Source organism: Lentzea jiangxiensis (genome assembly GCF_900104175.1).
Classification (GTDB): Bacteria; Actinomycetota; Actinomycetes; order Mycobacteriales; family Pseudonocardiaceae; genus Lentzea; species Lentzea jiangxiensis.
Window position 1 is genome coordinate 108,159 of sequence record NZ_FNIX01000001.1, and the last position, 22,436, is coordinate 130,594.

Here is a 22,436-nt window from a genome sequence, read left to right on the forward strand (position 1 = left end):
TGTGCGTCACAGCGTGACCTGAGCTTCTGAGTCCGCAGGGGGAACGCTGTGTCGTCGATGTACACCGACGCGGCCGAGTTGCGCGCGTACGCCGAGTACCTGCGCACCGAGGCCCAAGAGTTCGAGACGATCCGCAAGTACGTCCACGCCACGGCCTGCGACAAGGCGGGCTTCACCGGTCTGCTGACGTTGCTGCAGCCGGGCGTGGACGTCGTGCGCGCGTTGTTCGACGAGACGCTCGACTTCGGCAAGTCGAAGCTCGAGGGCACGGCTTCCGCGGTGGACGCGACGGCGAAGACCTACGAGGACCTCGACCGGGCTCAGCGGGCGATCTTCGAGGGGATCCTCAAGTGACCACCGCGAGCTACCAGTCCGTGCGCCCGGTCGCGGCCTCCCTCAAGCAGCCCGAGGTCGACCGGGCGTCGCTCAACGACGTCCTGCAGGAGCAGGGCTGGGGCGTCCAGGCCGTCAACTGGGTGTTCGAGGCGGTGACCGGCGAGAGCCTGGTCGCCACGATCATCACGCCGATCACCGGCGACTGGTCGAAGATCCGCGCCGACGGCGACGCGTGGCGCATGGTCGGCAACGCCATGAACGACGTCTCGTACAACCTCACCGACGCGGTGGGCAAGGTGCGCGACCACTGGGACGGCGACGCGGCCCGTGCCCACGAGAAGTACATCGCGCTCGGCTGGAAGGCCGGCCTGCTCGCGGAGATGGGCGTCGCCCAGCTGATCGCGAAGGGCTTCGACACCGTCGCGTCCGGGGCCGAGGCGCTCGGCAAGCAGGCCGCGCGCCTGCTCGACTACCTCGTCAACAAGCTGCTCGAGGCCGCCGCCACCGTCTGGATCCCGGTCGGCGGTTGGATCAAGGCCGCCGAGATGGTCTGGAACGCGTACCAGATCTACCGGCGCGTCATGGACATCATCGAGACGGTCCAGAAGCTTATCGCCGACGTGAAGGCGCTCTTCGACGCCGTCGGCCGCGTCTTCTCCGCGATCGGCAAGCTGAAGGACGCCGACTCCCTCGCCGAGGCCATGAACGCCACCCAGGAGGTGGCCGAGGCCGGGCGCGACGTCCGCAACTCGATCAACGACATCCGCGACGACATGACGGCCATCAAGGACTCCGCGACCGAGATCGTGGACCGCGGCCAGGACATCGGCACGAAGGTCCGCGAGGTCACCGCACCCCCCGGCGCCTCCGACGCCGAGGGCACCAAGCCCGCCGCCGTCTCGTCCGCCGCTCCCGGTGGCGCGCCCGTCGCGCCGCCGCCCGCCGTGCAGGGCGGCTCGGACGCTCCGGCCACCCACGCCGCCGCTGCCGGCGGTCCCGCCGTCGCCGCGCCGCCGTCGACGGGCGGTGGTTCCGGCGGGGCACCCGTCGGTGCCGGTGGGCACGGCGGCTCGGGTGGCGGTCCGGTGAGCGGCCCGCCGACCGCGCGTCCCGGCACTGCCACCCACGTGGCCGGTGCCGCTCCCGCGGCGGCCCCGCCCACGTCGTCGCACCAGACGCCGATGGCCGGCGCGATGCCGATGGGCGCCCCGATGGCGCCCGGCGCCGGTGGTGGCGACCAGACGAGGAGCTCCGGTTCGCGTCCGGGCGCGGGCGGAGTGCCGGCGTTCCCGAGCGCGGGCGCGCCCAGGCCGACCGGCCTGCCGACGCCTCCCGGACAGGGCTCCGGCCTGCCGACGCCGCCGGGAATCCCCGCCCAGGGGAGCTCGCCCGCCGGCACGCGTCCCGGCGGCCTGCCCACGCCGCCGTCCGGTCCCCCGAACCCGGGCAGCCAGTCCGGCGCGCACCCGTCGGGCACCGGTGGCACGCATCCCACCCCGCCGAACCCCGGCTCGCACCCGGCCCCCGGTTCGGGTCTGCCCACGCCGCCGAACTCCGGTGGGCACCAGGCCCCCGGTACGGGCAGCGGCCTGCCGACGCCGCCGAACTCGGGCTCGCACCCGTCGCCCGGCTCGCACCCGGCCCCCGGTTCGGGTCTGCCCACGCCGCCGAACTCCGGTGGGCACCAGGCCCCCGGTACGGGCAGCGGCCTGCCGACGCCGCCGAACTCGGGCTCGCACCCGTCGCCCGGCTCCGGCCTGCCCACGCCTCCCGACCACCCGAGCGCGAGCTCCGGAACGGCGACCGCCCCGGCCCCGAGCACGGGCGGCGGTCTGCCCTCGCCTCCCGGACACCCGAGCCCGAGCACGGACCACTCGGCCCCGTCCGGCACCACGCCGCACGACAACGGCACCAAGCCCCACGACACGACGCCGTCCGACGGTGGCACGCGCCCGCACGACCCGACCCCGGCCGACCAGTCGGGTCCGCGTCCGCACGACACCGACACCAAGACCCACGACGGCGACCCCAAGCCGCACGACACCGACACCCGTCCCGACGACGGCAAGCCCCACGACACCGGCACCAGCGGTGCCGAGGACGCGAAGCCGCACGACCCCACCCCGGCCACCGACCCGACCCCGCCGGCCGACCGCGACCCCGACACCAGGCCGTCCGACGAGGCCACCACGGGCAACAACGGCGACGGCGACGGGAGCGGCACCCCGCCGCCCGCCGGCCCCGACCTCAAGGGCCACTTCGACGCGGCGGCGATGGCCGCGCAGGGCCAGGGCTACCAGCACCAGCTGGAGCAGATCCTGCCCAACCAGGCCGACCGCGACCGCTACGTCGAGCTGAGCCAGAAGCTGTCCACCGACCTCAGCGCGGACGAGGCCCAGCACGTCGCCGACGTCCGCAACCAGATCAAGGTCGACACCGGCGACATCGTCACCAAGGCGCTCAGCCCGAGCGCGGTCAGCACCTACCTGCCCGACCAGCCGCACGCCCCGGGCAGCAAGGGGGAGACCTGGCAGAACCAGATGGCGGGCTCCGTCGCCCGCGGCCAGGACGTGGTCGACGTCAACACCCCGCAGGGCCTGCGGGACGGCCTCGCCCTCGACGACAAGGGCAAGGGCTGGACGCCGATCCCCGAGGGCGCGCCGTCGGCGATGCAGCTGCGGTACGAGCTGACCGACCAGAACGCCGGCGCGCACAACGTGCCGTTCGGCGGGCCGAAGATGGACACGCCGGACTTCACGCAGCCCGGGCCGTACCCGGAGGGCCACTACCAGTCGCCGCAGGAGAAGGCGCACTACGAGGCGTCGCAGAAGCAGATGGCGGCGGCCGGTGGCAGCGCGAAGGTCTACGACGGCTACGACCCGTTCACCGGTACGGGCTCCACGATGGGCGGCATGCCGGAGTGGCGCGTCGACGCCGGCACACCGTTGCCCGATCGTGCCGAGATCTGGCAGGTGAACGACGACGGCTCTGAGAAACTGCACGCCGTGTACGACCGCAAGTTCGGCTGGACGAAGCTCTGATGACCCAGTACTCCCAGGAGATGGCCGAGTACCGGGGCGAGGTGTACTTCGCCGGCGCCGAGGACGCCGACCACGTCTGGATCCGCAAGGTCCCGGGCGTGGCGTACGTCCACGCCGAGGGCTTCCAGACGTACGGCAACCGCGAGTTCAAGACGGTCGCGGTCACCGAGCTCGACGCCTGGTACCGCGAGACCTGCACGGCGACGTGGCGCGGGCAGCCGTTCAACGTCGTCGTCGTCCACGACGGCAAGGCCGAGGCGGGGTACGCGGGCGGCGAGTACGGCTGGGCGGCGGACAACGGCCTCGAAGGTGACCAGTACAACGGCTACCGGGCCACGCTCGACGTCGGCGAGCTCGCGGACGTGCAGGTCGACCGCACCGACTTCCTGGCGCGGTGGAAGGAGAAGAACCCGGGATGAGCACCCCTCAGGCCGTGCGCAAGGCGGCCGGCATCGGGCCGGAGACGATCCTGCAGAAGATCGTCCACCCGGCGATAGCGCAGCTCTACCTGGGCAACGTCGTCGTGACGGGCAAGTTCGAGCCGCACCGCGCGGCCGGGTTCGTGACGCGCGGGCAGGACTTCCCGCAGGGCACGTCCGAGCAGTTCGCCGAGGCGTTCGGCGTCGACAAGGTCGCGGACTGGCCGCGGGGAACCCAGTACCTGCTGCGCTTCCTGGCGCACACCGCGGAGCTGTTCGACACGAGCTTCGGCGGCCCGACGCTCGAGGGCGCGCGGAAGATGGGCACCTCGCGCGTCTACCCGGCCCCGTTCACCGGCACCGGGTACACGCCGAGCGCGAACCCGATCCCCGAGTACGTCATGGAGCTCGCCGAGCTCCCGGCGGGCACGGAGCTGTGGCGCTTCGAACCGGACGGCACCGGCCGCAGCGTCGGCAAGTACCTGAACCGCCAGGTCGGCTGGATCCCCACGGGTGACGTCGGTTTCGGGCCCGCGAGGTTCTGGCAGGCACCCGTCCCGCACCGGCCCACCGTCCGCCGTGGACTGATCGGCCGGTACCGCGGCCAGGACTTCGACGTCGACTTCGGACCGGCGCCCGGTTCCGTCCTGCTGCACCCGCTCGCCGGGCAGCCCGCGCCGCAGGACTTCACCGTCGAGCACGGCGCCGCGTTCCTCGAGGTGCCCGACGCGCTCGTCGAGGACCTCCAGCTGGCCCGCACGGTCTGCACGTACCGGGGCGCGGAGTTCGAGATCGTCGGTGTGCTGGGCGACCAGGCCGTGCTGCACTTCCTCGGCGAGAACCACGAGGTCGCCCAGGAGCTCGGCTTGTCCGAAGTGGACTTCCGGCAGTGGCGCACGGTCGCGCGGCGCGACGAGGTGAGCGACATCCGCGGGGACGCGAGGCCGGTCCAGCGGGGTCTCTTCGCGAGGGAGAACTGAGATGACCACGCCGAACGACAGCTGGAAGTCGCCGGAGCTGCGCGCCGCCGAGGCGCAGGTCGACGCGCGCTTCAAGGAGGCGCAGGACCTCGCGAACCGCCTCAAGGACACGCCGCTGCCGCCCGTGCCGCCGGTCGACTACAAGGCGATCGCGCAGCAGGTCGAGCGGGCCGCGCAGGAACGCGACGCGCCCGAGCAGCTCAAGGCGTTGAAGCGCAAGGTCGACGCGGGCGAGTTCACGTGGGAGGACGTCGTCTCCGGCAAGGCGGCGCAGGACCCCGACGTGCAGGCCATGCAGCAGGAGAACGTCAGGAAGATGAAGCAGGCGTTCCAGATGCTGCAGGAGGGCCTGACGCCGGAAGAGATCATGAACGCCCAGGACCCGCGCAGGAACCGCGGCGGTGACGACGGCGACGAGAACGCGCCCGACATCTTCGCGGAGGACAAGTGGTGATGACGGCCTGGCGGACACCGGACATCCTCGCGGCGGAGGACTTCCTCACGAACGCCGTCGCCGAGGCGGACCGCGCGATGCGGACCGCCCAGCAGGGTCTCAGGGGCAGGGAACCGTCCACTGAGGACATCCGCAGGGTGATGCAGTTCGCGAAGTCCAGCGAGGCCTCACCGGCGATGCGGCAGCTCGCGGACCGCATCGCGCGGGGCGCCGGGCTGAGCTGGCGTCAGGTGCTCACCGGCGAGGCGGGCCACGACCCGCTGGTGCGCCAGGCGCTCGAAGCCGACCGGGCCCGGCTCGACGAGCTGATCAAGGGCGAGACCGCCCCTCCGCCGCCTCCCCGCAGGCCCGCGCGCACCGACGACGACGAGCCCGTGCAGTTCACCGAGGACGCCTGGTGATCAGTCCAGGACGAGGGCGACGCTGACCAGCACGGCCCAGGCCAGCATGGCGATCCCGGTGAACTGCAGCACCGGGATCAGGTCCTTGCCACCGCGCCCGGCGGCCACCCGGCGCACGGCGGGCAGCAGGATCGGCGCCGCGAGGAACCCGAGCAGCGCGTACGGCACCCGCACGACCATGCCCAGCGCGATCAGGAACGGCACCACGACCAGCGCCAGGTAGAGGCGGCGGGTGTCCTTGTCGCCCAGCACCACGGCCACCGTGCGCTTGCCCGACACGGCGTCCGTCGGGATGTCGCGCAGGTTGTTGGCCACCAGCACCGCGGCTGAGATCGCTCCCATCGCGATGGACGCCCCGATGCCGATGCCGGTGATCTCACCGGTCTGCACGTACAGCGTGCCCAGCACCGCGGCCGGGCCGAAGAAGAGGAACACCGCGATCTCGCCGAGGCCCGCGTAGCCGTACGGACGCTTGCCGCCCGTGTAGAACCACGCCCCGAGAACGCACACGGCACCGAACGCGAGCAGCCACCAGTAGCCGGACAACGCCACCAGCGCGAGCCCGGCCACCGCGCCGAGACCGAGCGAGATGAACGCGGCCAGCCGCACCTTCGCGGGCTCGGCCGCACCCGAGCCGGTCAGGCGGAACGGTCCCACCCGGTTGTCGTCCGTGCCGCGGATGCCGTCCGAGTAGTCGTTGGCGTAGTTCACACCGATCTGGAACGCCACCGACACGACCAGCGCGAGCACGGTGTAGAGCGCGTTGAACTCGTCGATGTGGTGCGCCGCGGCCGCGCCCACGACCACGGGCGCGATCGAGTTCGGCAGCGTGCGCGGGCGGGTCCCCTGGACCCACTGGACGACTGAGGCCATGCCTCCATCCTCCGTCATGGTCGCTGAGGACCCGCCAACGGGCCTATCAGCAGGTGGTGGCGCCGGAGACGCCCGCCACGTAGGCCTTCGCGACGTGCTTGCCGGACGCGATGCGGTACCAGACGTTCGACGTGCCCTGCGTGCCCGACACGGACTCACCGGTGAGCTGGCAGGTCACCCTGACCTGGGCGTGGTTCGCGGCCAGACCGACCTGCGTGCTGGAGGAGTTCGCCGCACTGCGGACGTTCACGGTGCCGTTGGCCGCCGCCGTGCGGACCGTCCCCACAGGACCGGACCCGGTCCACAGGTACGTGACGGTCACCCACGCGTTGTTGGTCAGCTTCAGGCCGTCCCAGAACGTGCCGTCGGCGAGGTCGATGCCCGCCGGGTTCGCGACCTCGCGCCCGAACTGGTCCTTGCCGCCGTTGTAGTTGTTCTCGTACGCGGCCTGGGCCTGCGGCTTGCCCTGCGGCAGGTCCTTCCACATCTCCCGGGTCGCGGACGGGTTCCAGTAGTCGTCCTTGGTGTTCCACGGGCCGACGTCCCACACCGGCGCCCACTCGCAGCGGCCGTTCGACGCGCACACCTGCACGCTGTAGTTGCCGGAGTTCCTGGCCGCCAGGCCACGCCGCGACGGCAGCGCGACGAAGTGGTCGCGCGACCGGATCACGTGCCCGTTCGCCGTCGTGCCGCCGACGAGGCCTTCGCGCGTCGCGTAGACCCGGTACGAACGTCCCGCCGCCGCGGCGGTGATGTCGTCCGCGGACGGTCCGGCCGGCACCTGCCTCGCCGAGAGCTGGACCCTCTTCGCCTTGCCACTGCTGAGAACCAGGCGCGTCTCGACCGTGGACGTGGTCACCGGCAACGTGGCCGGCGCCTCCAGCCACTCGGTCCACTGACCGTCCGGGCGCAGGCCGCGCACGTCGACCACGCCGTCGCCGGTCACCACCGCCGTGACCGCGTTGGCGGGCCGGGCGAGTCTGTGCGAGCCGAGCTCGACCAGGCCCAGCCGCGGGGATCCGCCCCACGAGGCGGAACGGCCGCTGACGTCCGCGGTCCACTCGTTCGACGCGGGAGCCGCCTGAGCGGGAGACGCGAGCCCGGCCACCAACGCGGCGCCGGTGACCAGCGGTAACAGGTAGCGCATGAGAAACCCCCATCGCTGATGCGCGCGGCGAGGTGCCGGGCGCTTCGCGGCGAGGGTTGTCCTCAGCGGTAAAGGTTCACCTAAAGGCGGCGGCCACCGCGGCCCGGTCGACCTTGCCCGGCCCGCGCAACGGCAGCTCGGACACGAACCGCACGAGCTTCGGCGCCGCCGCCCGGCCCACGGCCTCGGTGACGACGGCCTTGAGCTCGTCGGCCGACGGCTGGATGCCGCGCGCGACGACGGCGGCGGCCACGGCCTGGCCCCACTCGTCGTCCGGCACGCCGACGACGCATGCCTCCAGCACGCCCTCGACGGTCGCCAGAGCCCGCTCCACCAGCACCGGGGGCACCTTCTCGCCGCCGGTGACGATCACGTCGTCCGCGCGTCCCAGCACCTCCAGCCGCCCGTCGCGCAGCCGCCCGAGGTCACCGGTGCGGAACCACTCGCCGAACGGCTCCGCGCTGCCGCGGTACCCGAGCGCCAGCACCGGCCCGCTGATCTCGATCAGGTCGTCGGTGCGCAACAAGACGCCGCGCAACGGGGAGCCGTCGTACACGCACCCGCCGGCGGTCTCGCTCATGCCGTACGTCGTGACGACCCGCACGCCCAGAGCGCGCGCCTGCTCCAGCAGCTTCGGCGGGGTCGCGGCCCCGCCGATCAGCACGCCGTCGAACTGCCGCAGCGCCTCGAGCCCCGGCCCCTCGCCCACGACGAGCCGGGACAGCTGCGTGGGCACCAGCGCGGTGTAGTGGCGGCCCGGCCGGCCCAGCACCGGCCGCGCGGCCTGCGCGAACCCCATGGCGCGGAAGCCGCCGGCGAGGTCGAGCACACCGGGCGTGGTGCCCGCCACGATCGACCGCACCAGCACCTGCGCCCCGGCGATGTGGTTCGTGGGCAGCGCCAGCAGCCACGTGCCGGGGCCGCCCAGGCGTTCGTGCGTCGCCTCCGCGGACGTGGTCAGCGCGTCCGCGTCGAGCAGCACGGTCTTCGGCTCGCCCGTGGAGCCGGAGGTCGGCACGCCGAGCACGGCGCGCTTCTCCCAGCCGTCGAGCGGTCCGTCCACCAGCGGGTCGCCGCCCCGCAGCGCCGCACGCAGTTCGTCGAGCATGGCCACCTGCCCAGGAGGAGTGCGGGCTCAGAAGTAGTACGGGTAGTTCGACCAGTCGGGGTCGCGCTTCTCCAGGAAGCTGTCGCGGCCCTCGACGGCCTCGTCGGTCATGTACGCGAGGCGGGTCGTCTCACCGGCGAACAGCTGCTGGCCCACCAGGCCGTCGTCGATCAGGTTGAACGCGTACTTGAGCATCCGCTGCGCCGTCGGCGACTTGCCGTTGATCTCCCGCGCCCACTGCAGCGCCGTGGTCTCCAGCTCGGCGTGCGGCACGACCTCGTTGACCGCGCCCATCTTGTACATGTCCTCGGCGGAGTACGTGCGGCCGAGGAAGAAGATCTCGCGGGCGAACTTCTGCCCGACCTGCCGAGCGAGGTACGCCGATCCGTAGCCGCCGTCGAACGAGCCGACGTCCGCGTCGGTCTGCTTGAACTTCGCGTGCTCGGCGCTCGCGATCGTGAGGTCGCACACCACGTGCAGGCTGTGCCCGCCACCGGCCGCCCAGCCGGGCACGACGGCGATGACGACCTTCGGCATGAACCGGATCAGCCGCTGGCACTCCAGGATGTGCAACCGCCCCGCGCGCGCCGGGTCCACGGTCTCCGCCGTCTCACCGGAGGCGTACTGGTACCCGCTGCGACCGCGGATCCGCTGGTCACCGCCACTGCAGAAGGCCCAGCCGCCGTCCTTGGGACTCGGGCCGTTGCCGGTCAGCAGCACGCAGCCGACGTCGGAGGACATCCGCGCGTGGTCGAGCGCCCGGTACAGCTCGTCCACCGTGTGCGGCCGGAACGCGTTGCGCACCTCGGGCCGGTTGAACGCGATGCGGACGGTGCCCTGGTCGAGCGCCCGGTGGTAGGTGATGTCGGTGAAGTCGAAGCCCTCAATCGGCTTCCACAGCGACGGGTCGAAGAGCTCCTGGTCTGCCACGGTCTGAGACTCTAGGCGCATGAATCCGTCCACGGCGCAGGCGAGGGTGATCGTCGACGAACTGGTCCGCAACGGCGTCCGGCACGCCGTGCTGAGCCCCGGTTCGCGCAACGCCCCGTTGTCGTTCGCCCTGCACCAGGCAGAACAGAACGGCCTGCTCACGCTGCACGTGCGCATTGACGAGCGCAGCGCGGGGTTCCTCGCGCTCGGTCTCGCCAAGACGGGCACCCCGGCCGTGGTCACCTGCACGAGTGGCACCGCCGTGGCGAACCTCCACCCGTCCGTGATCGAGGCGCAGCTCACGGGTGTGCCGTTGATCGCCCTGACGGCCGACCGCCCGGTCGACCTCTACCGCACCGGCGCGAGCCAGACGATCGACCAGTACGACGTGCTCGGCCTCCCGACGCTGCACATGCCCGAGGGCGCGGACGAGGCCACCACCCGCTCGCTGGTCTGCCGCGCGATCGCCGCGGACGGCCCGTCGCACGTCAACGTGCCGTTCCGCCCGCCGCTGACGCCTGCCGACGACGCCTGGCCCTCGTCGGACCGCGCCGGGGCGTGGACGGAGACGGACCGCGCGTTCACCGTCGAGACCCGGCCGTCCTCCCTGCCCGCGCGCACGCTGGTGCTGCTCGGTGACGACCGCCCCGAGCGGCTGCGGGAGGCCTCGCGCCTCGGCTGGCCGGTGATCGCCGAGCCGACCGCGCCCGGAGGCCTGCGCCACGGGTCGTTGCTGCTCAACGCGGGCCTGCCGGAGCACCTGCGGCCCGAGGCGGTGCTGGTCGTGGGCCGCGTGACGCTCTCGCGCGGTCAGCAGTCGTTGCTGAGGGACACGCCGGTCGTGCACGCCGTGGGCGACCAGGCGCAGTGGCCGGACGTGCCGTTCACGGCCTCGCGCGCGTCGACCTGGCTGCCCGAGCCCGCCGCGCTCGACGACGAGTGGACGCGGGCGTGGCAGGTCGCGGTGAAGAGCGTCAGCGCGGCCGTCGACGACCTGCTGGACGCCGAGCCGTGGCCGACGGGCCTGCACGTCGCGCGTGACCTGGTGCAGGCCGTGCCGTCGGGGTCGCTGCTGTTCGTGGGCTCGTCCAACCCGATCCGCGACGTCGACTTCGCGGCCGAACGGCGCCCGGACGTGGTGGTGCACGCCAACCGGGGTGCCGCGGGCATCGACGGGAGCGTGTCCACGGCGATCGGGCTGGCGTTGCGGCACGACGGGCCGTCGTTCGCGCTGATGGGCGACCTGACGTTCCTGCACGACAGCAACGGCCTGCTCGCCGACCACCGGCCGGACCTCACGATCGTCGTGCTGAACGACGACGGAGGCGGGATCTTCTCCCTGCTGGAACAGGGCTCGTCCGAGCACGCGGTGAGTTTCGAGCGCGTTTTCGGCACCCCGCACGGGACCGACCTGAGCGCTTTGTGCGCGGGCTACCGGATCCCGCACTCCACAGTGGACGGACGGGAGGAGTTCCGCGGCGCGATCGCGCAGCCGGAGGGCCTCCGGGTGGTCGAGGTGCGGGCGGAACGCGACGACCTGCGCTCGTTGCACCGACGTCTCAAGGCGGCTGTGTCAACCGTTTTCAGCAGATAGGAAACATACGTAAGTCGGTAGGCGGCCCAGGGTGGTCTGGATAGCGTCCGCCGCATGGCGATCAGATCCAAGGCAACGGCCGCGGTGGCGTCCGCGGCCGCGATGACGCTCTTCGCGGGGACGGCCCTGGCGGCGTCCCCCGGTGCTCCCGGAGCCGGCGACCCGTACTTCCCGTTCTACGGCAACGGCGGGTACGACGTCTCCCACTACGACATCAGGCTCAACTACACCCCGACCGGCGACCAGCTCTCGGGCACGACGACGATCCTGGCGAAGGCCACCCAGGACCTCACCCAGTTCAACCTGGACTTCCTGCTCAAGGTGAAGTCTGTCCGGGTCAACAACGCGCCGGCGTCGTTCGTCTCGGACGGCGGCGAGCTCACGCTCACCCCGCGCGGCGGCGTGCGCAAGGGCCAGGACCTCACGATCGTCGTCACCTACGCGGACAGCCCGTCGACCGTGAAGGACCGCAACGGCTTCACGGCGTGGACGAAGACCGCCGACGGCGCCCTCGCCATCGGCGAGCCGGAGATCGCCTCCTGGTGGTTCCCGTCCAACGACCACCCGACCGACAAGGCCACCTTCGACGTCAACGTCGCCGTCCCGAACGGCGTCGAGGCGATCTCGAACGGCACCTTCCTCGGCACCACCCGCCAGATCAACGGCTACACCCGCTGGAACTGGCGCAGCGCCAAGCCGCAGGCGACCTACCTGACGTTCCTCACCATCGGCCAGTTCGAGGTCCGCCAGTCGACCGCGCCGAACGGCCAGCCGGTCGTGAACGCCTACTCGGACCGCCTCGGCGCCAACGCCGACCCCGCGCGCGCCAGCGTCGAGCGCACGCCCGAGGTCACCGAGTTCCTGGCGGACAACTTCGGCCCGTACCCGTTCGAAGCGCAGGGCGGCGTCGTCACGCCGGACCTCGGCTACGCGCTCGAGAACCAGACCCGCTCCACCTACGACGACGGCTTCTTCCGCCGTGGCGCCAACACCTACGTCGTGGCGCACGAGATCGCGCACCAGTGGTTCGGCGACTCCGTGTCGGTGCACCACTGGCGCGACATCTGGCTGAACGAGGGCTTCGCCTCCTACGCGGAGTTCCTGTGGTCCGAGCACGTCGGTGAGGGCACCGCCCAGGAGAACGCCGACTTCGTCTACGACTCGTACCCGGCGGACAGCGAGTTCTGGAACGTCCTGCCCGGCGACCCCGGCTCCTCCAACGTGTTCCACGGGGCCGTCTACGACCGCGGCGCCCTGGCCGTGCACGCGCTGCGCGTCGCCGTGGGTGACGAGAAGTTCTTCGAGATCCTGCGCACCTGGGTCGCCGAGAAGAAGTACTCGGACGCGACGATCGAGCAGTTCACCGCACTCGCGGAGCGGGTCTCGGGTCAGCAGCTGGACCAGCTCTTCCAGACCTGGCTGTTCACGAAGGGCAAGCCCGCGGAGGCACCCGGCCGCGCGGCCGACGCGTCGAGGTCGCTCTCCGTCGCGGCCGAGCCGAAGTCGCGCGCCAAGATCCAGCTGACGCACGAGCTGCTGGACGCGCACAGGTAAACCCGGTGGCGTTCCGGACCCGGTGACGAGCACGATCGAACCATGACCCCTCGTGTCGCGCTCGTCACCGGCGCCGGTTCCGGAATCGGCGCCGGAACGGCGAAAGCCCTTGCCGCCCAAGGCCACCACGTCGCCGTCGTGGACGTGTCCGACCGTGCCCGCGCCGTGGCCGAGCAGATCACGTCGTCCGGCGGGACGGCGTTGCCCGTGCTCGCCGACATCAGCGACCCCGACGCCGTGACCAGCGCCGTGGCCGAGGTGGCGGCGCGGCTCGGCCCGGTCGGCATCCTGGTCAACAACGCCGGCTTCGCGAGGGACAACATGGTCCTCGACATGCCGCTGTCCGACTGGGACGCCGTGGTGAACACCCACCTGCGCGGCGCGTTCCTGATGCTCAAGGCCACGGCACCGGCCATGCGCGAAGCGGGGTGGGGCCGCGTCGTGAACATCTCCAGCATCTCCGCCCTCGTCGACAGCGACCGCGCCAACTACGTCGCCGCCAAGGCGGGCGTCGAGGGCTTCACCCGGGCCACCGCCCTCGACCTCGCCCCGTTCGGCATCACCGTGAACGCCATCGGCCCCGGCGTCATCGTCACGGAGATGACCAAGGTCTCCGCGGCCCGCGCGGGCCGCACCCTCGACGAACACGTCGAGGTGCAGCGCAACTCGATCCCACGGGGCCGCGTGGGCACACCGCACGACATCGCCCGCGCCGTCCTGTTCTTCACCGCCGAGGACGCCGACTACGTGACGGGCCAGGTCATCTACGTCAGCGGAGGCCCCCACGGCTGACCCCGGGGCGTCCGTTTTCACCCGAACGAGCCCGTATCGTGGAACAGGTCCAAGTCATAACGTCGGGGGCTATGGCACCAAGCACCCCCTCCACCGCGTACAGCCGCGACCTGGGCGACGAACTGCGGCGGTTGCGCGAGACCTGCACGAACCTCAAAGGCCACGAGGTGGCCGCGCGCCTCGGCTGGGACCCGAGCAAGGTCTCGACGATCGAGCGCGGCAAGGCGCGGCCGAGCGAGATCGACCTCGTGCAGTTCCTGACGATGTGCGGCAAGGACCTCGACTTCTTCGAGGACTTCAAACGGCGCTACCGCAACGCGTTCGAGGAGTACATCGTTCAGGTCCCCGACAACGTGCGCACGCTCGCGATGGCCGAGTCCACGGCCCAAACGATGCTCAACTACGACACGCTCACGGTGCCCGGTTTGCTGCAAACCGAGCTGTACGCGGAGGCGTTGTTCCGGGCGGCCGGAATCGCCGTCGAGGAGCGGATTCCCGCGCTCGTGCGGTCGCGCATGGAACGTCAGGCGGTCCTGCGCCGCCACGACCGGCCGGACTGCCTCTTCTACATCCACGAGTTGGCTCTGCGCCAGCAGGTTGGCGACGCCCAGGTCATGGAGGACCAGTACCTCCAATTGCTGTTCAACGCGCACATCGTCCGGGTCGTGCCGGAGAACATGATCGTCAACTCGGCCGGCGTGCGTTTGTGGGAGTACGAGAAGGCGATGCCGATCGCCTACACCGAGACCGACCTGACGCAAGTGTTCGTGCAGGACCGAGGAGCTATCGCGCGGACGCGGCTGATCTTCAACCGCTTGGCTGAAGTCGCTTTGGATGAGGAACAATCGCGGAGGAAGCTGGCGGAGTACGTCAGCCCTCTGCGAGAGGATCTCGATGGCCGAGGATCGCGTTTGGCATAAGAGCACCTACAGCAACGGCACGCCGGAAGGTGATTGCGTCGAGGTGTCGCTCCAGCACGACGCGCATGTCCGCGACTCGAAGAACGCAGCCGGAGAGGTGCTGACGTTCAGCACCTCGGCCTGGCGCGTGTTCGTCGACCTGGTCTAAAGCCCTTCGAGGGCCTCACGCATGGGCCGCATCTTGGCGTGCGCCTCCTGCACCTCGATGTCCGGATCGGAGTCGGCCACCAGCCCGCACCCCGCGAACAACCGCGCCGTCGACCCGGAGATCTGCGCGCACCGCAGCGCGATCCCGAGCTCGCCGTCGCCGTTGCCGTCGATCCACCCGACGGGCCCGGCGTACCGCCCGCGGTCCATCCCCTCCAACTGCGCGATCAACTGGGTCGCGTCCAGCCGGGGCGTTCCGCCGACGGCGGCGGTCGGGTGCACCGCGGAACCGAGGTGCAGCAACGATGTCGGCGACTCCAGGGTGCCGATGACGTCCGACGACAGGTGCGAGACGTTCGGCAGCCGCAGAACGGACGGTCCCTCGACGGACATGGTCGTGCAAAAAGGGCGCAACGTCTCCGCGAGAGAGGTGATCGCGTAGTCGTGCTCTTCGAGGTTCTTCTCCGACGACATCAACGCCGCGGCGAGCTCCTCGTCCGAAACGCCGTCGTGCGGCCAGGTGGTGCCGGCCAGCACCCGTGAGTCGACCACGGAACCGGTCCGCCTTAACAACAACTCGGGCGTGGCGCCCACGAGGCCGTCCACGGCGTAGGCCCAGCACTCGGGGTACCGGCGCGCGAGCCCCTGCAGCACGAAGCGCTGGTCCAGACGGCGGTCGGTCGTGGCGATGAGGTCGTGCGCGAGCACGACCTTGTCCAGTTCACCGGACCGCATTCGCCGAACGGCCGACCGCACTGCCTCGCGGTACTGCGTGACCGGCAGCTGACCGTTCGAGTAGCGGACGGCGGAAGGCCGCGAGAGAGATGCGACCAGGGGCGCGGGGTCCGAGGCGCCGATGGTGGTGATCCACTGCTCGCCGTTGCGGCGGCCGACGACGACCTCGGGGACGATCAGCACCGAGTCGCCGGGGTCGTCGGCGAAGGCCATCGAGACGAACGCCACAGGTCCGCTGCCCGGCACGCCCAGCGGGTCGTCGACGTCGAGGTGTGACACGAACTCCTGCCACCACCTGTCCGCCTGCGCGAACCGGTCGGGGCCGCTGACCTCGAACCGAGCGGCCTCGCCCCAGCCGACCAGGCCGGAACCGTCGCGCACCCAGGCGAGCGCGCGCTCCGGGTCCGGCAGCAGTCCGAGCAGGTCGCCTGCGGTGTCGCGCCTGGACCGGACGCGGATTCGCTGCCGAGCTCTCGATGTCGGTGCAGAGGTCACAGTCCGACTGTATGGACCTCAACCTGAAAGTGCGGCACCCGCCCGGCTCTAGACTTCTCAGTTGTGGTGGAGGACGCAGTGACCAAGACGCCCCGCGGTGTTCGCGTCCGCCGTGCGGTCTGCCGGGTTTTGTTCGTCGTCGGAGGTGTGATCACGCTCGTCTGCGTGCTGCTGCCCATCGCGTGCTGGCGCGACGACGTGGCCATCGAGCGGTCGATGGGGCAGGCGGTCGCGCAGGTCGACTCCGTCACCTTCAACAGAACTGTTGTGCGCTACGCCACACCGGACGGGCGTGTGATCATCCCGTCCCAGGGAGTCCTGTACCCGCAGGGGCTCAACGTCGGGGACAACGTGCGCGTCGAGTACGACCAGACGAACCCGGAGCTCACCCGCGTGGCCGGCCGGACGGCCGTGCTCAGCCTGCTCCCCGTCGGAACCTTCCTCGTGTCCGTCTGGATCGTCATCGCCGCGGTTGTGACAGTTCTACGCAGAATCGGCACTCAGGTGTAACATCGGGGTATGGCGGATGACCTGGAGCTGCGTTTCGAGCGCACCGTGCAGGCCGAAGCGCGCATCGAGCCGCGCGACTGGATGCCCGACGGCTACCGCAAGACCCTGATCAGGCAGATCGCCCAGCACGCGCACTCCGAGATCATCGGGATGCAGCCGGAGGGCAACTGGATCAGCCGCGCGCCCTCGCTGCGGCGCAAGGCGATCCTGCTGGCGAAGGTGCAGGACGAGGCCGGTCACGGCTTGTACCTGTACTCGGCGACGGAGACGCTCGGCGCCGACCGCGAGGACCTGACGACCAAGCTCATCGAGGGCCGCCAGAAGTACTCCTCGATCTTCAACTACCCGACGCTCACGTTCGCCGACGTCGGTGTCATCGGCTGGCTGGTCGACGGTGCCGCGATCTGCAACCAGGTGCCGCTGTGCCGCACGTCCTACGGGCCGTACGCGCGCGCGATGATCCGCATCTGCAAGGAAGAGTCGTTCCACCAGCGTCAGGGCTACGAGCTGCTCATGACGATGATGCGCGGCACCCAGCAGCAGCGCGACATGGTGCAGGACTCGGTGAACCGCTGGTGGTGGCCGGCGCTGATGATGTTCGGCCCGCCGGACGCGGAGTCCACGAACACCGAGCAGTCGATGGCGTGGCGGATCAAGCGCGACACCAACGACGAGCTGCGGCAGAAGTTCGTGAACATGAGCGTGCCGCAGGCCGAGGCGCTCGGCGTGACGTTCCCCGACCCCGAGCTCAAGTGGAACGAAGAGCGCGGGCAGTACGACTTCGGCTCGCCCGACTGGGACGAGTTCTGGCAGGTCGTCAAGGGTGGCGGCGTCTGCAACGAGCAGCGCGTCGCCCACCGCCGCAAGGCGCACGAGGACGGCGCGTGGGTCCGCGAAGCCGCGGCCGCCCACGCCGCCAAGCACGCCCCGTCGAAGGAAGGTGCCGCGTGAGCACGACTTGGCCCCTGTGGGAAGTGTTCGTGCGCGGCAAGCGCGGCCTGAACCACGTGCACGTCGGTTCGCTGCACGCGCCGGACGCCGAGATGGCGCTGCGCAACGCCCGTGACGTCTACACGCGCCGCAACGAGGGCGTGTCGATCTGGGTCGTGCCCGCCACGGAGATCACGGCCTCCTCGCCGGACGAGAAGGACCCGTTCTTCGCGCCGTCCGGGGACAAGGTCTACCGGCACCCGACGTTCTACGCGATTCCCGAGGACGTGCCGCACCTATGAAACTCGGGTGCGGGTGTCCCGCAAAACACAGTGACAACGCCTCACCCCGCGAATGGGTGGCCTGATGAGCTTCGACAACGCCTACGAGTCCCTGCTGGGTGGTGAGGACGCGCACTGGGCGTTCGGAACGGGCTTCTCCGAGGCCCTGTCCGGCGTCGACCGCGAGTTCCCGGCCGGTGTCGACCGCGACGCCCTCGCCTCGTACTGCCTGATGCTCGGCGACGACGCGCTGATCTTCTCGCAGCGGCTCGCGGAGTGGTGCTCGCGCGCCCCCGAGCTCGAAGAGGACATCGCGCTCGCCAACATCGCGCTGGACCTGCTCGGTCAGGCCAGGATGCTGCTCACGCGCGCTGGTGAGGTCCTCGGCAAGACCGAGGACGAGCTGGCGTACCTGCGTGACGAACGCGAGTTCCGCAACGTGCACCTCGCCGAGATCGACTGCGGTCCCGGCCCCGGCGGCGACTTCGCGGCGACCATCGCGCGCCTGCTGGTGTTCTCGTCGTGGCGTCTCGCGCTCTTCTCGCGGTTGCGCGGCTCAGCCGACCCGGTGCTCGCCGCCATCGCGGAGAAGGGCCTGAAGGAGCTGGCGTACCACCGCGACCACGCGGCCCAGTGGACCGTCCGCCTCGGCGACGGCACCGACGAGTCGCACCGCCGCATGCAGGCGGGCCTGGAGCGCGTTTGGCCGTTCGTGGACGAGCTGTTCGCGACGCACCCCGTCGAGGCGCGCTTGAGCGGTGTCGCCGTCGACCCGGCGTCGCTGCGGTCCGAAGTGGACGGTGTGCTGGAGGCGGTGCTCTCCGCCGCGGGCCTGACGCGTCCCGCCGACACGAAGGCCGCCCGCGTCGCGGGCATGGCGGGTCGCGACGGCGTGCACACCGAGGTCATGGGCTACCTGCTCGCCGAGATGCAGCACCTGCACCGTTCGCTGCCCGGAGCGGTCTGGTGACGACGGCGCTGGAGGTCGCGTCGGCCGTGCGGGACCCGGAGCTCCCGGTCCTCACGCTGGCGGACCTCGGCGTGCTCCGCGACGTGTCCGAAGTGGACGGTCGCGTCGTCGTCACCATCACCCCGACCTACTCGGGCTGTCCCGCGATCGACGAGATGGGCGCCGACCTGCGCCGGTCGTTGCTCGGCGCGGGGTTCTCCGAGGTCGAGGTGCGCCTGTCGCTGTCCCCGGCCTGGACCACGGACTGGATCAGCGCCGAGGGCCGGTCGAAGCTGTCCGCGGCGGGGATCGCCCCGCCGTCCCGCATCGGCCCGTCCGTCGCCGGCCCGGTCCCGCTGAACCTGGTCCCGCCGTCCCGCCAGGTCGCCTGCCCGCAGTGCGGCTCGCCGAACACCTCGGAGATTTCGCGGTTCGGCTCCACGGCGTGCAAGGCCCTGCGCCGCTGCAACGCCTGCTCCGAACCGTTCGAGCACGTCAAGGAGATCTGAGTTGTCGTCCAAGACCGGAAAACGCGCGGCTGCCTTCCACAAGCTCACCGTCGCCCGCGTCGACCGCCTCTGCGACGACGCCGTGGCCGTCACCTTCGACGTGCCCGGCGACCTGGCGGACGAGTTCGCCTTCACCGCGGGCCAGTACCTGACCCTGCGCCGGGGCGACGAACGCCGCTCGTACTCGATCTGCGCCCCGGCCGGCGCCGCCCCGCGCATCGGCGTCCGCCGCGTCGACGGCGGCCAGTTCTCGACGTGGCTCGTGGACCGCTTGGTCCCGGGCGACGTGGTCGAGGTCCTGCCGCCGCTGGGCAGGTTCACGCCGTCCGGCACCGGCACCCACCACGGCCTGGTCGTCGCCGGCTCGGGCATCACCCCGGCCCTGTCGATCGCCGCCACGGTCCTCGCCACCGGCGCCCGCGTGACCCTGCTGTACGGCAACCGCAGCACCAACACGGTGATGTTCGCCGACGAGCTCGCCGACCTGAAGGACCGCTACCCGGCGACGTTCCAGCTGATCCACGTCCTGTCCCGCGAACCGCGCGACGTGGAGCTCTTCACCGGCCGCCTGACCGCCGAGAAGCTGACAGCGCTGTTCGGCAGCGTCGTCCCGTTCGACGCCATCGACGAATGGTGGCTCTGCGGCCCGTACGAGATGGTCCAGGACGCCACAGCCGTGCTGCGTGATCGCGGCGTAGCTCCCGAACGCGTGCACCACGAGCTCTTCTACGTCGACGAGCCCCCACCCCCTCCCCGCCGCGCGGAAGCCGTGGTCGACGCCGCCGCCTCCGTCACGGTCGTCCTCGACGGCAGGTCGACGACCCTGCCGCTCCCGGCCGACGAACCGATCCTGGACGCCGCCCAGCGCGTGCGCGCCGACCTGCCGTTCGCCTGCAAGGGCGGTGTGTGCGGTACGTGCCGTGCGCTGGTCACGGAGGGCACGGTCGAGATGCGGCGCAACTACGCGCTCGACGAGTCCGAGGTGGCCGCCGGGTTCGTGCTCACCTGCCAGGCGGTGCCGACCAGCGAGTGCGTGACGGTCGACTTCGACGCCTGAACAGAGTAGTCCGTTGCTCCTTTGGGGCCATGTGGTTCATGTGGCATGGGTTTTTGGACGAATCGCGTCGCGGCACGACCTATTTGATCGTCGCTGTCGTGGTGCGACCGCGTGAACTGGACATGCTCCGCTCGTCCCTGCGACGGCTCGTGAGGCCCGGTCAGCGCCGTGTCCACTTCAAGAAGGAGAGCGACCCGCGCAGGCGAGAACTCGTTTCGCGGTTGCGTGAGCTGGGCGTCCGAGCGGCGGTGTGGACGGTGCGCGACTCCGATGACATCCGGGCACGCGGGCTCTGCCTGTCGGCCGCCGCGACCTGGCTCCAGGAACTCGGTGTCACCCGGCTGGCGATCGAAAGCTGCGCGCACCAGGACGTGCGTGACAGGCAGACGCTGGCCGCCGTGCTGGCGAAGGTGGACGAGCCGTTCACCTACGAGCACCTGCGGCCTGCGGAAAACCCTGTCCTGTGGGTGAGCGACGCTCTCGCCTGGTGCTTTGGAGCGGGAGGTGACTGGCGGCAACGCGTGCAGCCGATGCTCGACGCGGTGGTCAGGCTCGACCAGTGCCCGGAAAGCGCGAAACCCGGCAACCGACCGTCCGGACGGTGAACCGGGTCCACTTCCGGCTCCTATTGGAACCGGCAAGAAGAACTACAGCAGCAACAGGATGCAATCCGTGGACCAGATGGTCCACGAACGGTCGAAGAACATGGCACGATCACGTGGCATGGGGGTTGTGGCCCGTTCAGCGCTCTGGGGTGCCGGCATCGGCACCCTGCTGATGGGCGCGCTCACGCTGGCGATCGACCTGGCCGTGCCGAACACGAGCGGCAAGCCGCCCGCGTCCGCCCTGGTCACGTTCGTCGCGATCCTGATGGTCGCCCTGCTGTTCGGCGGCGTCCCCGGCACGGTCATCGGCACCGGTGTCGGTTTCCTGCGCCGCTCGGTGCAGCGCCCGCGCGCCGCTCCGCGCCCGATGCACCCGCCGATCCCGCAGCAGCCCTACGACATGTGGTCCGACCTGGTCGAACGCTGTGCCGAGTCGACGCGCCGGGTGGCGGCCGCGGTGCAGACCGTGCCGAACTCGCCCGCCAAGGAGTGGCTGCGGCGGATCAGCGAGCAGCTGGCCGGGGAGCTCGACGACGTGCGCGGCATCGCGCAGCTCGGGCGGGCGCTGGGTGCGGTCGACCGGCAGCACCCCGTCTACCAGCGGTTGCTCAAGGCCACGCACGACTTCCACCAGTTCGAGAACGAGGTCGGGCGCGTCGCCCTGCAGATGTTCGACCACCCCGAGCTGGACGAGGCGCGCACGCACCTCGAGTTCCTGGAGAAGCAGCTGCCTCAGCTGTCGGCCTGAAGCGCCGACTGCCACCAGGCGAGCACCTCGTCGGCCGCGTCCGGGGCCGCCACCAGTAAGCCGTCCACGGGCAGTTGAGCACCCTCGCCTCGTCTGTCGAGCACGACCGCACCTGACTCCACGGCCAGTGACACTGCACCGGCGACGTCCCACTCGTGGTAGCCGTGCAGCACGGCTGCGGCCACGTGACCCAGCGCCACTTGTGCGACGGCGAGGCACTTCGAGCCGAGGACGCGCACGCCCGTGCCGGCTATCGCGGCCGTGGAGATGAATTCACCCATGCCCTGCCACGGACCGGTACGCGTCATCTCGGTGCACACGACAAGAGAGTCGCCTTGGCGTTCGGCGAGGCGGACGGGGGTGCCGTTCGCGCGCATGCCACGGCCGCGCGCGGCGGCGTAGATCTGCGAGCGGTACGGGTCGGCGACGACGCCGACGACGGGACCCCAGCGGTCCACCAGGGCGAGGCTGTAGGCGCACCACGGCATGCCCGCCGTGTAGTTCGCGGTGCCGTCCACGGGGTCGACGACCCAGCGGAACTCCGAGTCGCCGGGGACGTCGGCGTCGGTGTTCTCGCAGAACACGGGGATCGAGGGGAATTCCGCCGTGAGCACGCGGCGGGTGTGGCGTTCCAGGGTGTGGTCGGTGTCGGTGACCCAGTCGAACGGGGACTCGCCGGAGTCCGGGCGCACGCCGCGGCCGGCGGTGGCCATGATGACGTCCGAGGCGTCGTTCGCCAGGCGACCGGCCACCTCCAGCGCGATGGACACCAGGCCGGGGTCTACCGGGTGCGCGGGACGGGACGACAAGACGGTCATGCTGGCCTAGTCTCACCGCGTCGTGTGTCCGGGAACCGAAGCGCAGATGACGAACCGACGATCACCTGGCCACGACGTGAGGTGTTCTGCCCGCGGCAAATCC

The 22,436-nt window shown here is 71.0% G+C and carries 25 protein-coding genes; 19 read left to right on the forward strand and 6 right to left on the reverse strand.

All coding sequences use genetic code 11. The annotated features are described in order from the left end of the window. Positions 1 to 57 precede the first annotated feature (57 nt). From BLQ91_RS00620 to BLQ91_RS00645, 6 genes are read left to right on the forward strand one after another with little or no spacing between them, the layout of a single operon-like run. The gene (locus BLQ91_RS00620; RefSeq protein WP_143022472.1) at positions 58 to 354 is read left to right on the forward strand and encodes a hypothetical protein; all 297 of its coding nucleotides are present in this window, start codon (positions 58 to 60) and stop codon (positions 352 to 354) included. Continuing rightward, positions 351 to 3,377: a hypothetical protein gene (locus tag BLQ91_RS00625; protein WP_090094614.1), complete on the forward strand. Its 3,027-nt coding sequence runs from the start codon at positions 351 to 353 to the stop codon at positions 3,375 to 3,377. The genes BLQ91_RS00620 and BLQ91_RS00625 overlap by 4 nt, the downstream gene beginning before the upstream one ends. Then, positions 3,377 to 3,796 (forward strand): hypothetical protein, encoded by a 420-nt coding sequence (locus BLQ91_RS00630; RefSeq protein ID WP_090094615.1) that lies wholly within the window; start codon positions 3,377 to 3,379, stop codon positions 3,794 to 3,796. Before BLQ91_RS00625 ends, BLQ91_RS00630 begins: the two co-directional genes overlap by 1 nt. Then, complete coding sequence (locus tag BLQ91_RS00635) at positions 3,793 to 4,776, forward strand: hypothetical protein (RefSeq protein ID WP_143022473.1); 984 nt, start codon at positions 3,793 to 3,795, stop codon at positions 4,774 to 4,776. Before BLQ91_RS00630 ends, BLQ91_RS00635 begins: the two co-directional genes overlap by 4 nt. Position 4,777: 1 nt before the next feature. Beyond that, positions 4,778 to 5,230 carry a hypothetical protein gene (locus BLQ91_RS00640; protein ID WP_090094617.1) on the forward strand — a complete coding sequence of 151 codons (453 nt, stop codon included), beginning with the start codon at positions 4,778 to 4,780 and terminating at the stop codon, positions 5,228 to 5,230. Then, positions 5,230 to 5,631: a hypothetical protein gene (locus BLQ91_RS00645; RefSeq protein ID WP_090095891.1), complete on the forward strand. Its 402-nt coding sequence runs from the start codon at positions 5,230 to 5,232 to the stop codon at positions 5,629 to 5,631. The genes BLQ91_RS00640 and BLQ91_RS00645 overlap by 1 nt, the downstream gene beginning before the upstream one ends. Here BLQ91_RS00645 and BLQ91_RS00650 read toward each other — a convergent pair whose 3' ends face one another. From BLQ91_RS00650 to BLQ91_RS00665, 4 genes are all read right to left on the reverse strand, one after another. Beyond that, entirely contained in the window at positions 5,632 to 6,504 is an 873-nt protein-coding gene (locus tag BLQ91_RS00650; RefSeq protein WP_090094618.1) for a 1,4-dihydroxy-2-naphthoate polyprenyltransferase, read from the reverse strand. Positions 6,505 to 6,550: 46 nt separating this feature from the next. Further along, complete coding sequence (locus BLQ91_RS00655) at positions 6,551 to 7,651, reverse strand: SH3 domain-containing protein (RefSeq protein WP_090094619.1); 1,101 nt, start codon at positions 7,649 to 7,651, stop codon at positions 6,551 to 6,553. 76 nt (positions 7,652 to 7,727) lie between these two features. Continuing rightward, complete coding sequence (gene menE, locus BLQ91_RS00660) at positions 7,728 to 8,759, reverse strand: o-succinylbenzoate--CoA ligase (protein WP_090095892.1); 1,032 nt, start codon at positions 8,757 to 8,759, stop codon at positions 7,728 to 7,730. Between the two features lie 27 nt (positions 8,760 to 8,786). Next, positions 8,787 to 9,689, reverse strand: a complete 903-nt coding sequence (locus BLQ91_RS00665) for a 1,4-dihydroxy-2-naphthoyl-CoA synthase (RefSeq protein WP_425412398.1) — start codon at positions 9,687 to 9,689, stop codon at positions 8,787 to 8,789. Positions 9,690 to 9,708: 19 nt separating this feature from the next. Between BLQ91_RS00665 and menD the strand changes: the two genes are divergently transcribed. The 5 genes from menD (at position 9,709) to BLQ91_RS00690 (ending at position 14,697) form a co-directional block, all read left to right on the forward strand. Further along, positions 9,709 to 11,283 (forward strand): 2-succinyl-5-enolpyruvyl-6-hydroxy-3-cyclohexene-1-carboxylic-acid synthase, encoded by a 1,575-nt coding sequence (menD, locus tag BLQ91_RS00670; protein ID WP_090094620.1) that lies wholly within the window; start codon positions 9,709 to 9,711, stop codon positions 11,281 to 11,283. A gap of 54 nt (positions 11,284 to 11,337) precedes the next feature. Then, on the forward strand, positions 11,338 to 12,837 hold the full coding sequence (locus BLQ91_RS00675; protein WP_090094621.1) for a M1 family metallopeptidase: 1,500 nt from the start codon (positions 11,338 to 11,340) through the stop codon (positions 12,835 to 12,837). Positions 12,838 to 12,879: 42 nt separating this feature from the next. Further along, a complete protein-coding gene (locus BLQ91_RS00680; protein WP_090094622.1) occupies positions 12,880 to 13,629 on the forward strand; it encodes an SDR family NAD(P)-dependent oxidoreductase in 750 nt (249 codons plus the stop codon). Between the two features lie 71 nt (positions 13,630 to 13,700). Next, positions 13,701 to 14,549 carry a helix-turn-helix domain-containing protein gene (locus BLQ91_RS00685; protein ID WP_090094623.1) on the forward strand — a complete coding sequence of 283 codons (849 nt, stop codon included), beginning with the start codon at positions 13,701 to 13,703 and terminating at the stop codon, positions 14,547 to 14,549. Further along, positions 14,524 to 14,697: a DUF397 domain-containing protein gene (locus BLQ91_RS00690; RefSeq protein WP_090094624.1), complete on the forward strand. Its 174-nt coding sequence runs from the start codon at positions 14,524 to 14,526 to the stop codon at positions 14,695 to 14,697. The genes BLQ91_RS00685 and BLQ91_RS00690 overlap by 26 nt, the downstream gene beginning before the upstream one ends. Here BLQ91_RS00690 and BLQ91_RS00695 read toward each other — a convergent pair. Further along, the gene (locus BLQ91_RS00695; protein ID WP_090094625.1) at positions 14,694 to 15,926 is read right to left on the reverse strand and encodes an isochorismate synthase; all 1,233 of its coding nucleotides are present in this window, start codon (positions 15,924 to 15,926) and stop codon (positions 14,694 to 14,696) included. The two genes, BLQ91_RS00690 and BLQ91_RS00695, sit on opposite strands and share 4 nt — an antisense overlap. A 78-nt stretch (positions 15,927 to 16,004) precedes the next feature. On the opposite strand from BLQ91_RS00695, the gene BLQ91_RS00700 reads away from it, so the two are divergent. The 8 genes from BLQ91_RS00700 (at position 16,005) to BLQ91_RS00735 (ending at position 21,515) form a co-directional block, all read left to right on the forward strand. After that, entirely contained in the window at positions 16,005 to 16,436 is a 432-nt protein-coding gene (locus tag BLQ91_RS00700) for a DUF3592 domain-containing protein (RefSeq protein WP_245732911.1), read from the forward strand. Between the two features lie 9 nt (positions 16,437 to 16,445). Next, positions 16,446 to 17,387, forward strand: a complete 942-nt coding sequence (paaA, locus tag BLQ91_RS00705) for a 1,2-phenylacetyl-CoA epoxidase subunit PaaA (protein WP_090094627.1) — start codon at positions 16,446 to 16,448, stop codon at positions 17,385 to 17,387. Further along, on the forward strand, positions 17,384 to 17,668 hold the full coding sequence (paaB, locus tag BLQ91_RS00710) for a 1,2-phenylacetyl-CoA epoxidase subunit PaaB (protein ID WP_090094628.1): 285 nt from the start codon (positions 17,384 to 17,386) through the stop codon (positions 17,666 to 17,668). Before paaA ends, paaB begins: the two co-directional genes overlap by 4 nt. 64 nt (positions 17,669 to 17,732) lie before the next feature. After that, entirely contained in the window at positions 17,733 to 18,617 is an 885-nt protein-coding gene (paaC, locus tag BLQ91_RS00715) for a 1,2-phenylacetyl-CoA epoxidase subunit PaaC (protein ID WP_090095893.1), read from the forward strand. Beyond that, positions 18,614 to 19,105 carry a 1,2-phenylacetyl-CoA epoxidase subunit PaaD gene (gene paaD, locus BLQ91_RS00720; RefSeq protein ID WP_090094629.1) on the forward strand — a complete coding sequence of 164 codons (492 nt, stop codon included), beginning with the start codon at positions 18,614 to 18,616 and terminating at the stop codon, positions 19,103 to 19,105. Before paaC ends, paaD begins: the two co-directional genes overlap by 4 nt. Position 19,106: 1 nt before the next feature. After that, a complete protein-coding gene (paaE, locus tag BLQ91_RS00725) occupies positions 19,107 to 20,162 on the forward strand; it encodes a 1,2-phenylacetyl-CoA epoxidase subunit PaaE (RefSeq protein ID WP_090094630.1) in 1,056 nt (351 codons plus the stop codon). Positions 20,163 to 20,260: 98 nt separating this feature from the next. Continuing rightward, positions 20,261 to 20,767, forward strand: coding sequence for a PI-PLC domain-containing protein (locus BLQ91_RS00730; protein ID WP_090094631.1), 507 nt, complete (start codon positions 20,261 to 20,263; stop codon positions 20,765 to 20,767). Positions 20,768 to 20,885: 118 nt separating this feature from the next. Next, the gene (locus tag BLQ91_RS00735) at positions 20,886 to 21,515 is read left to right on the forward strand and encodes a hypothetical protein (RefSeq protein ID WP_143022474.1); all 630 of its coding nucleotides are present in this window, start codon (positions 20,886 to 20,888) and stop codon (positions 21,513 to 21,515) included. Here BLQ91_RS00735 and BLQ91_RS00740 read toward each other — a convergent pair. Then, on the reverse strand, positions 21,500 to 22,333 hold the full coding sequence (locus BLQ91_RS00740; protein WP_090094633.1) for an inositol monophosphatase family protein: 834 nt from the start codon (positions 22,331 to 22,333) through the stop codon (positions 21,500 to 21,502). The genes BLQ91_RS00735 and BLQ91_RS00740 overlap by 16 nt on opposite strands. Positions 22,334 to 22,436 lie beyond the last annotated feature (103 nt).

Coding starts and splice junctions, on each gene's coding strand:
- BLQ91_RS00680 (WP_090094622.1), top strand. CDS start 12,880: ATGACCCCTCGTGTCGCGCTCGTCACCGGCGCCGGTTCCGGAATCGGC.
- BLQ91_RS00735 (WP_143022474.1), top strand. CDS start 20,886: ATGGGGGTTGTGGCCCGTTCAGCGCTCTGGGGTGCCGGCATCGGCACC.
- BLQ91_RS00630 (WP_090094615.1), top strand. CDS start 3,377: ATGACCCAGTACTCCCAGGAGATGGCCGAGTACCGGGGCGAGGTGTAC.
- paaA (WP_090094627.1), top strand. CDS start 16,446: ATGGCGGATGACCTGGAGCTGCGTTTCGAGCGCACCGTGCAGGCCGAA.
- BLQ91_RS00685 (WP_090094623.1), top strand. CDS start 13,701: ATGGCACCAAGCACCCCCTCCACCGCGTACAGCCGCGACCTGGGCGAC.
- BLQ91_RS00650 (WP_090094618.1), bottom strand. CDS start 6,504: ATGGCCTCAGTCGTCCAGTGGGTCCAGGGGACCCGCCCGCGCACGCTG.
- BLQ91_RS00655 (WP_090094619.1), bottom strand. CDS start 7,651: ATGCGCTACCTGTTACCGCTGGTCACCGGCGCCGCGTTGGTGGCCGGG.
- BLQ91_RS00740 (WP_090094633.1), bottom strand. CDS start 22,333: ATGACCGTCTTGTCGTCCCGTCCCGCGCACCCGGTAGACCCCGGCCTG.
- menE (WP_090095892.1), bottom strand. CDS start 8,759: ATGCTCGACGAACTGCGTGCGGCGCTGCGGGGCGGCGACCCGCTGGTG.
- BLQ91_RS00675 (WP_090094621.1), top strand. CDS start 11,338: ATGGCGATCAGATCCAAGGCAACGGCCGCGGTGGCGTCCGCGGCCGCG.
- paaC (WP_090095893.1), top strand. CDS start 17,733: ATGAGCTTCGACAACGCCTACGAGTCCCTGCTGGGTGGTGAGGACGCG.
- BLQ91_RS00690 (WP_090094624.1), top strand. CDS start 14,524: ATGGCCGAGGATCGCGTTTGGCATAAGAGCACCTACAGCAACGGCACG.
- BLQ91_RS00635 (WP_143022473.1), top strand. CDS start 3,793: ATGAGCACCCCTCAGGCCGTGCGCAAGGCGGCCGGCATCGGGCCGGAG.
- BLQ91_RS00620 (WP_143022472.1), top strand. CDS start 58: ATGTACACCGACGCGGCCGAGTTGCGCGCGTACGCCGAGTACCTGCGC.
- menD (WP_090094620.1), top strand. CDS start 9,709: ATGAATCCGTCCACGGCGCAGGCGAGGGTGATCGTCGACGAACTGGTC.
- BLQ91_RS00645 (WP_090095891.1), top strand. CDS start 5,230: ATGACGGCCTGGCGGACACCGGACATCCTCGCGGCGGAGGACTTCCTC.
- BLQ91_RS00640 (WP_090094617.1), top strand. CDS start 4,778: ATGACCACGCCGAACGACAGCTGGAAGTCGCCGGAGCTGCGCGCCGCC.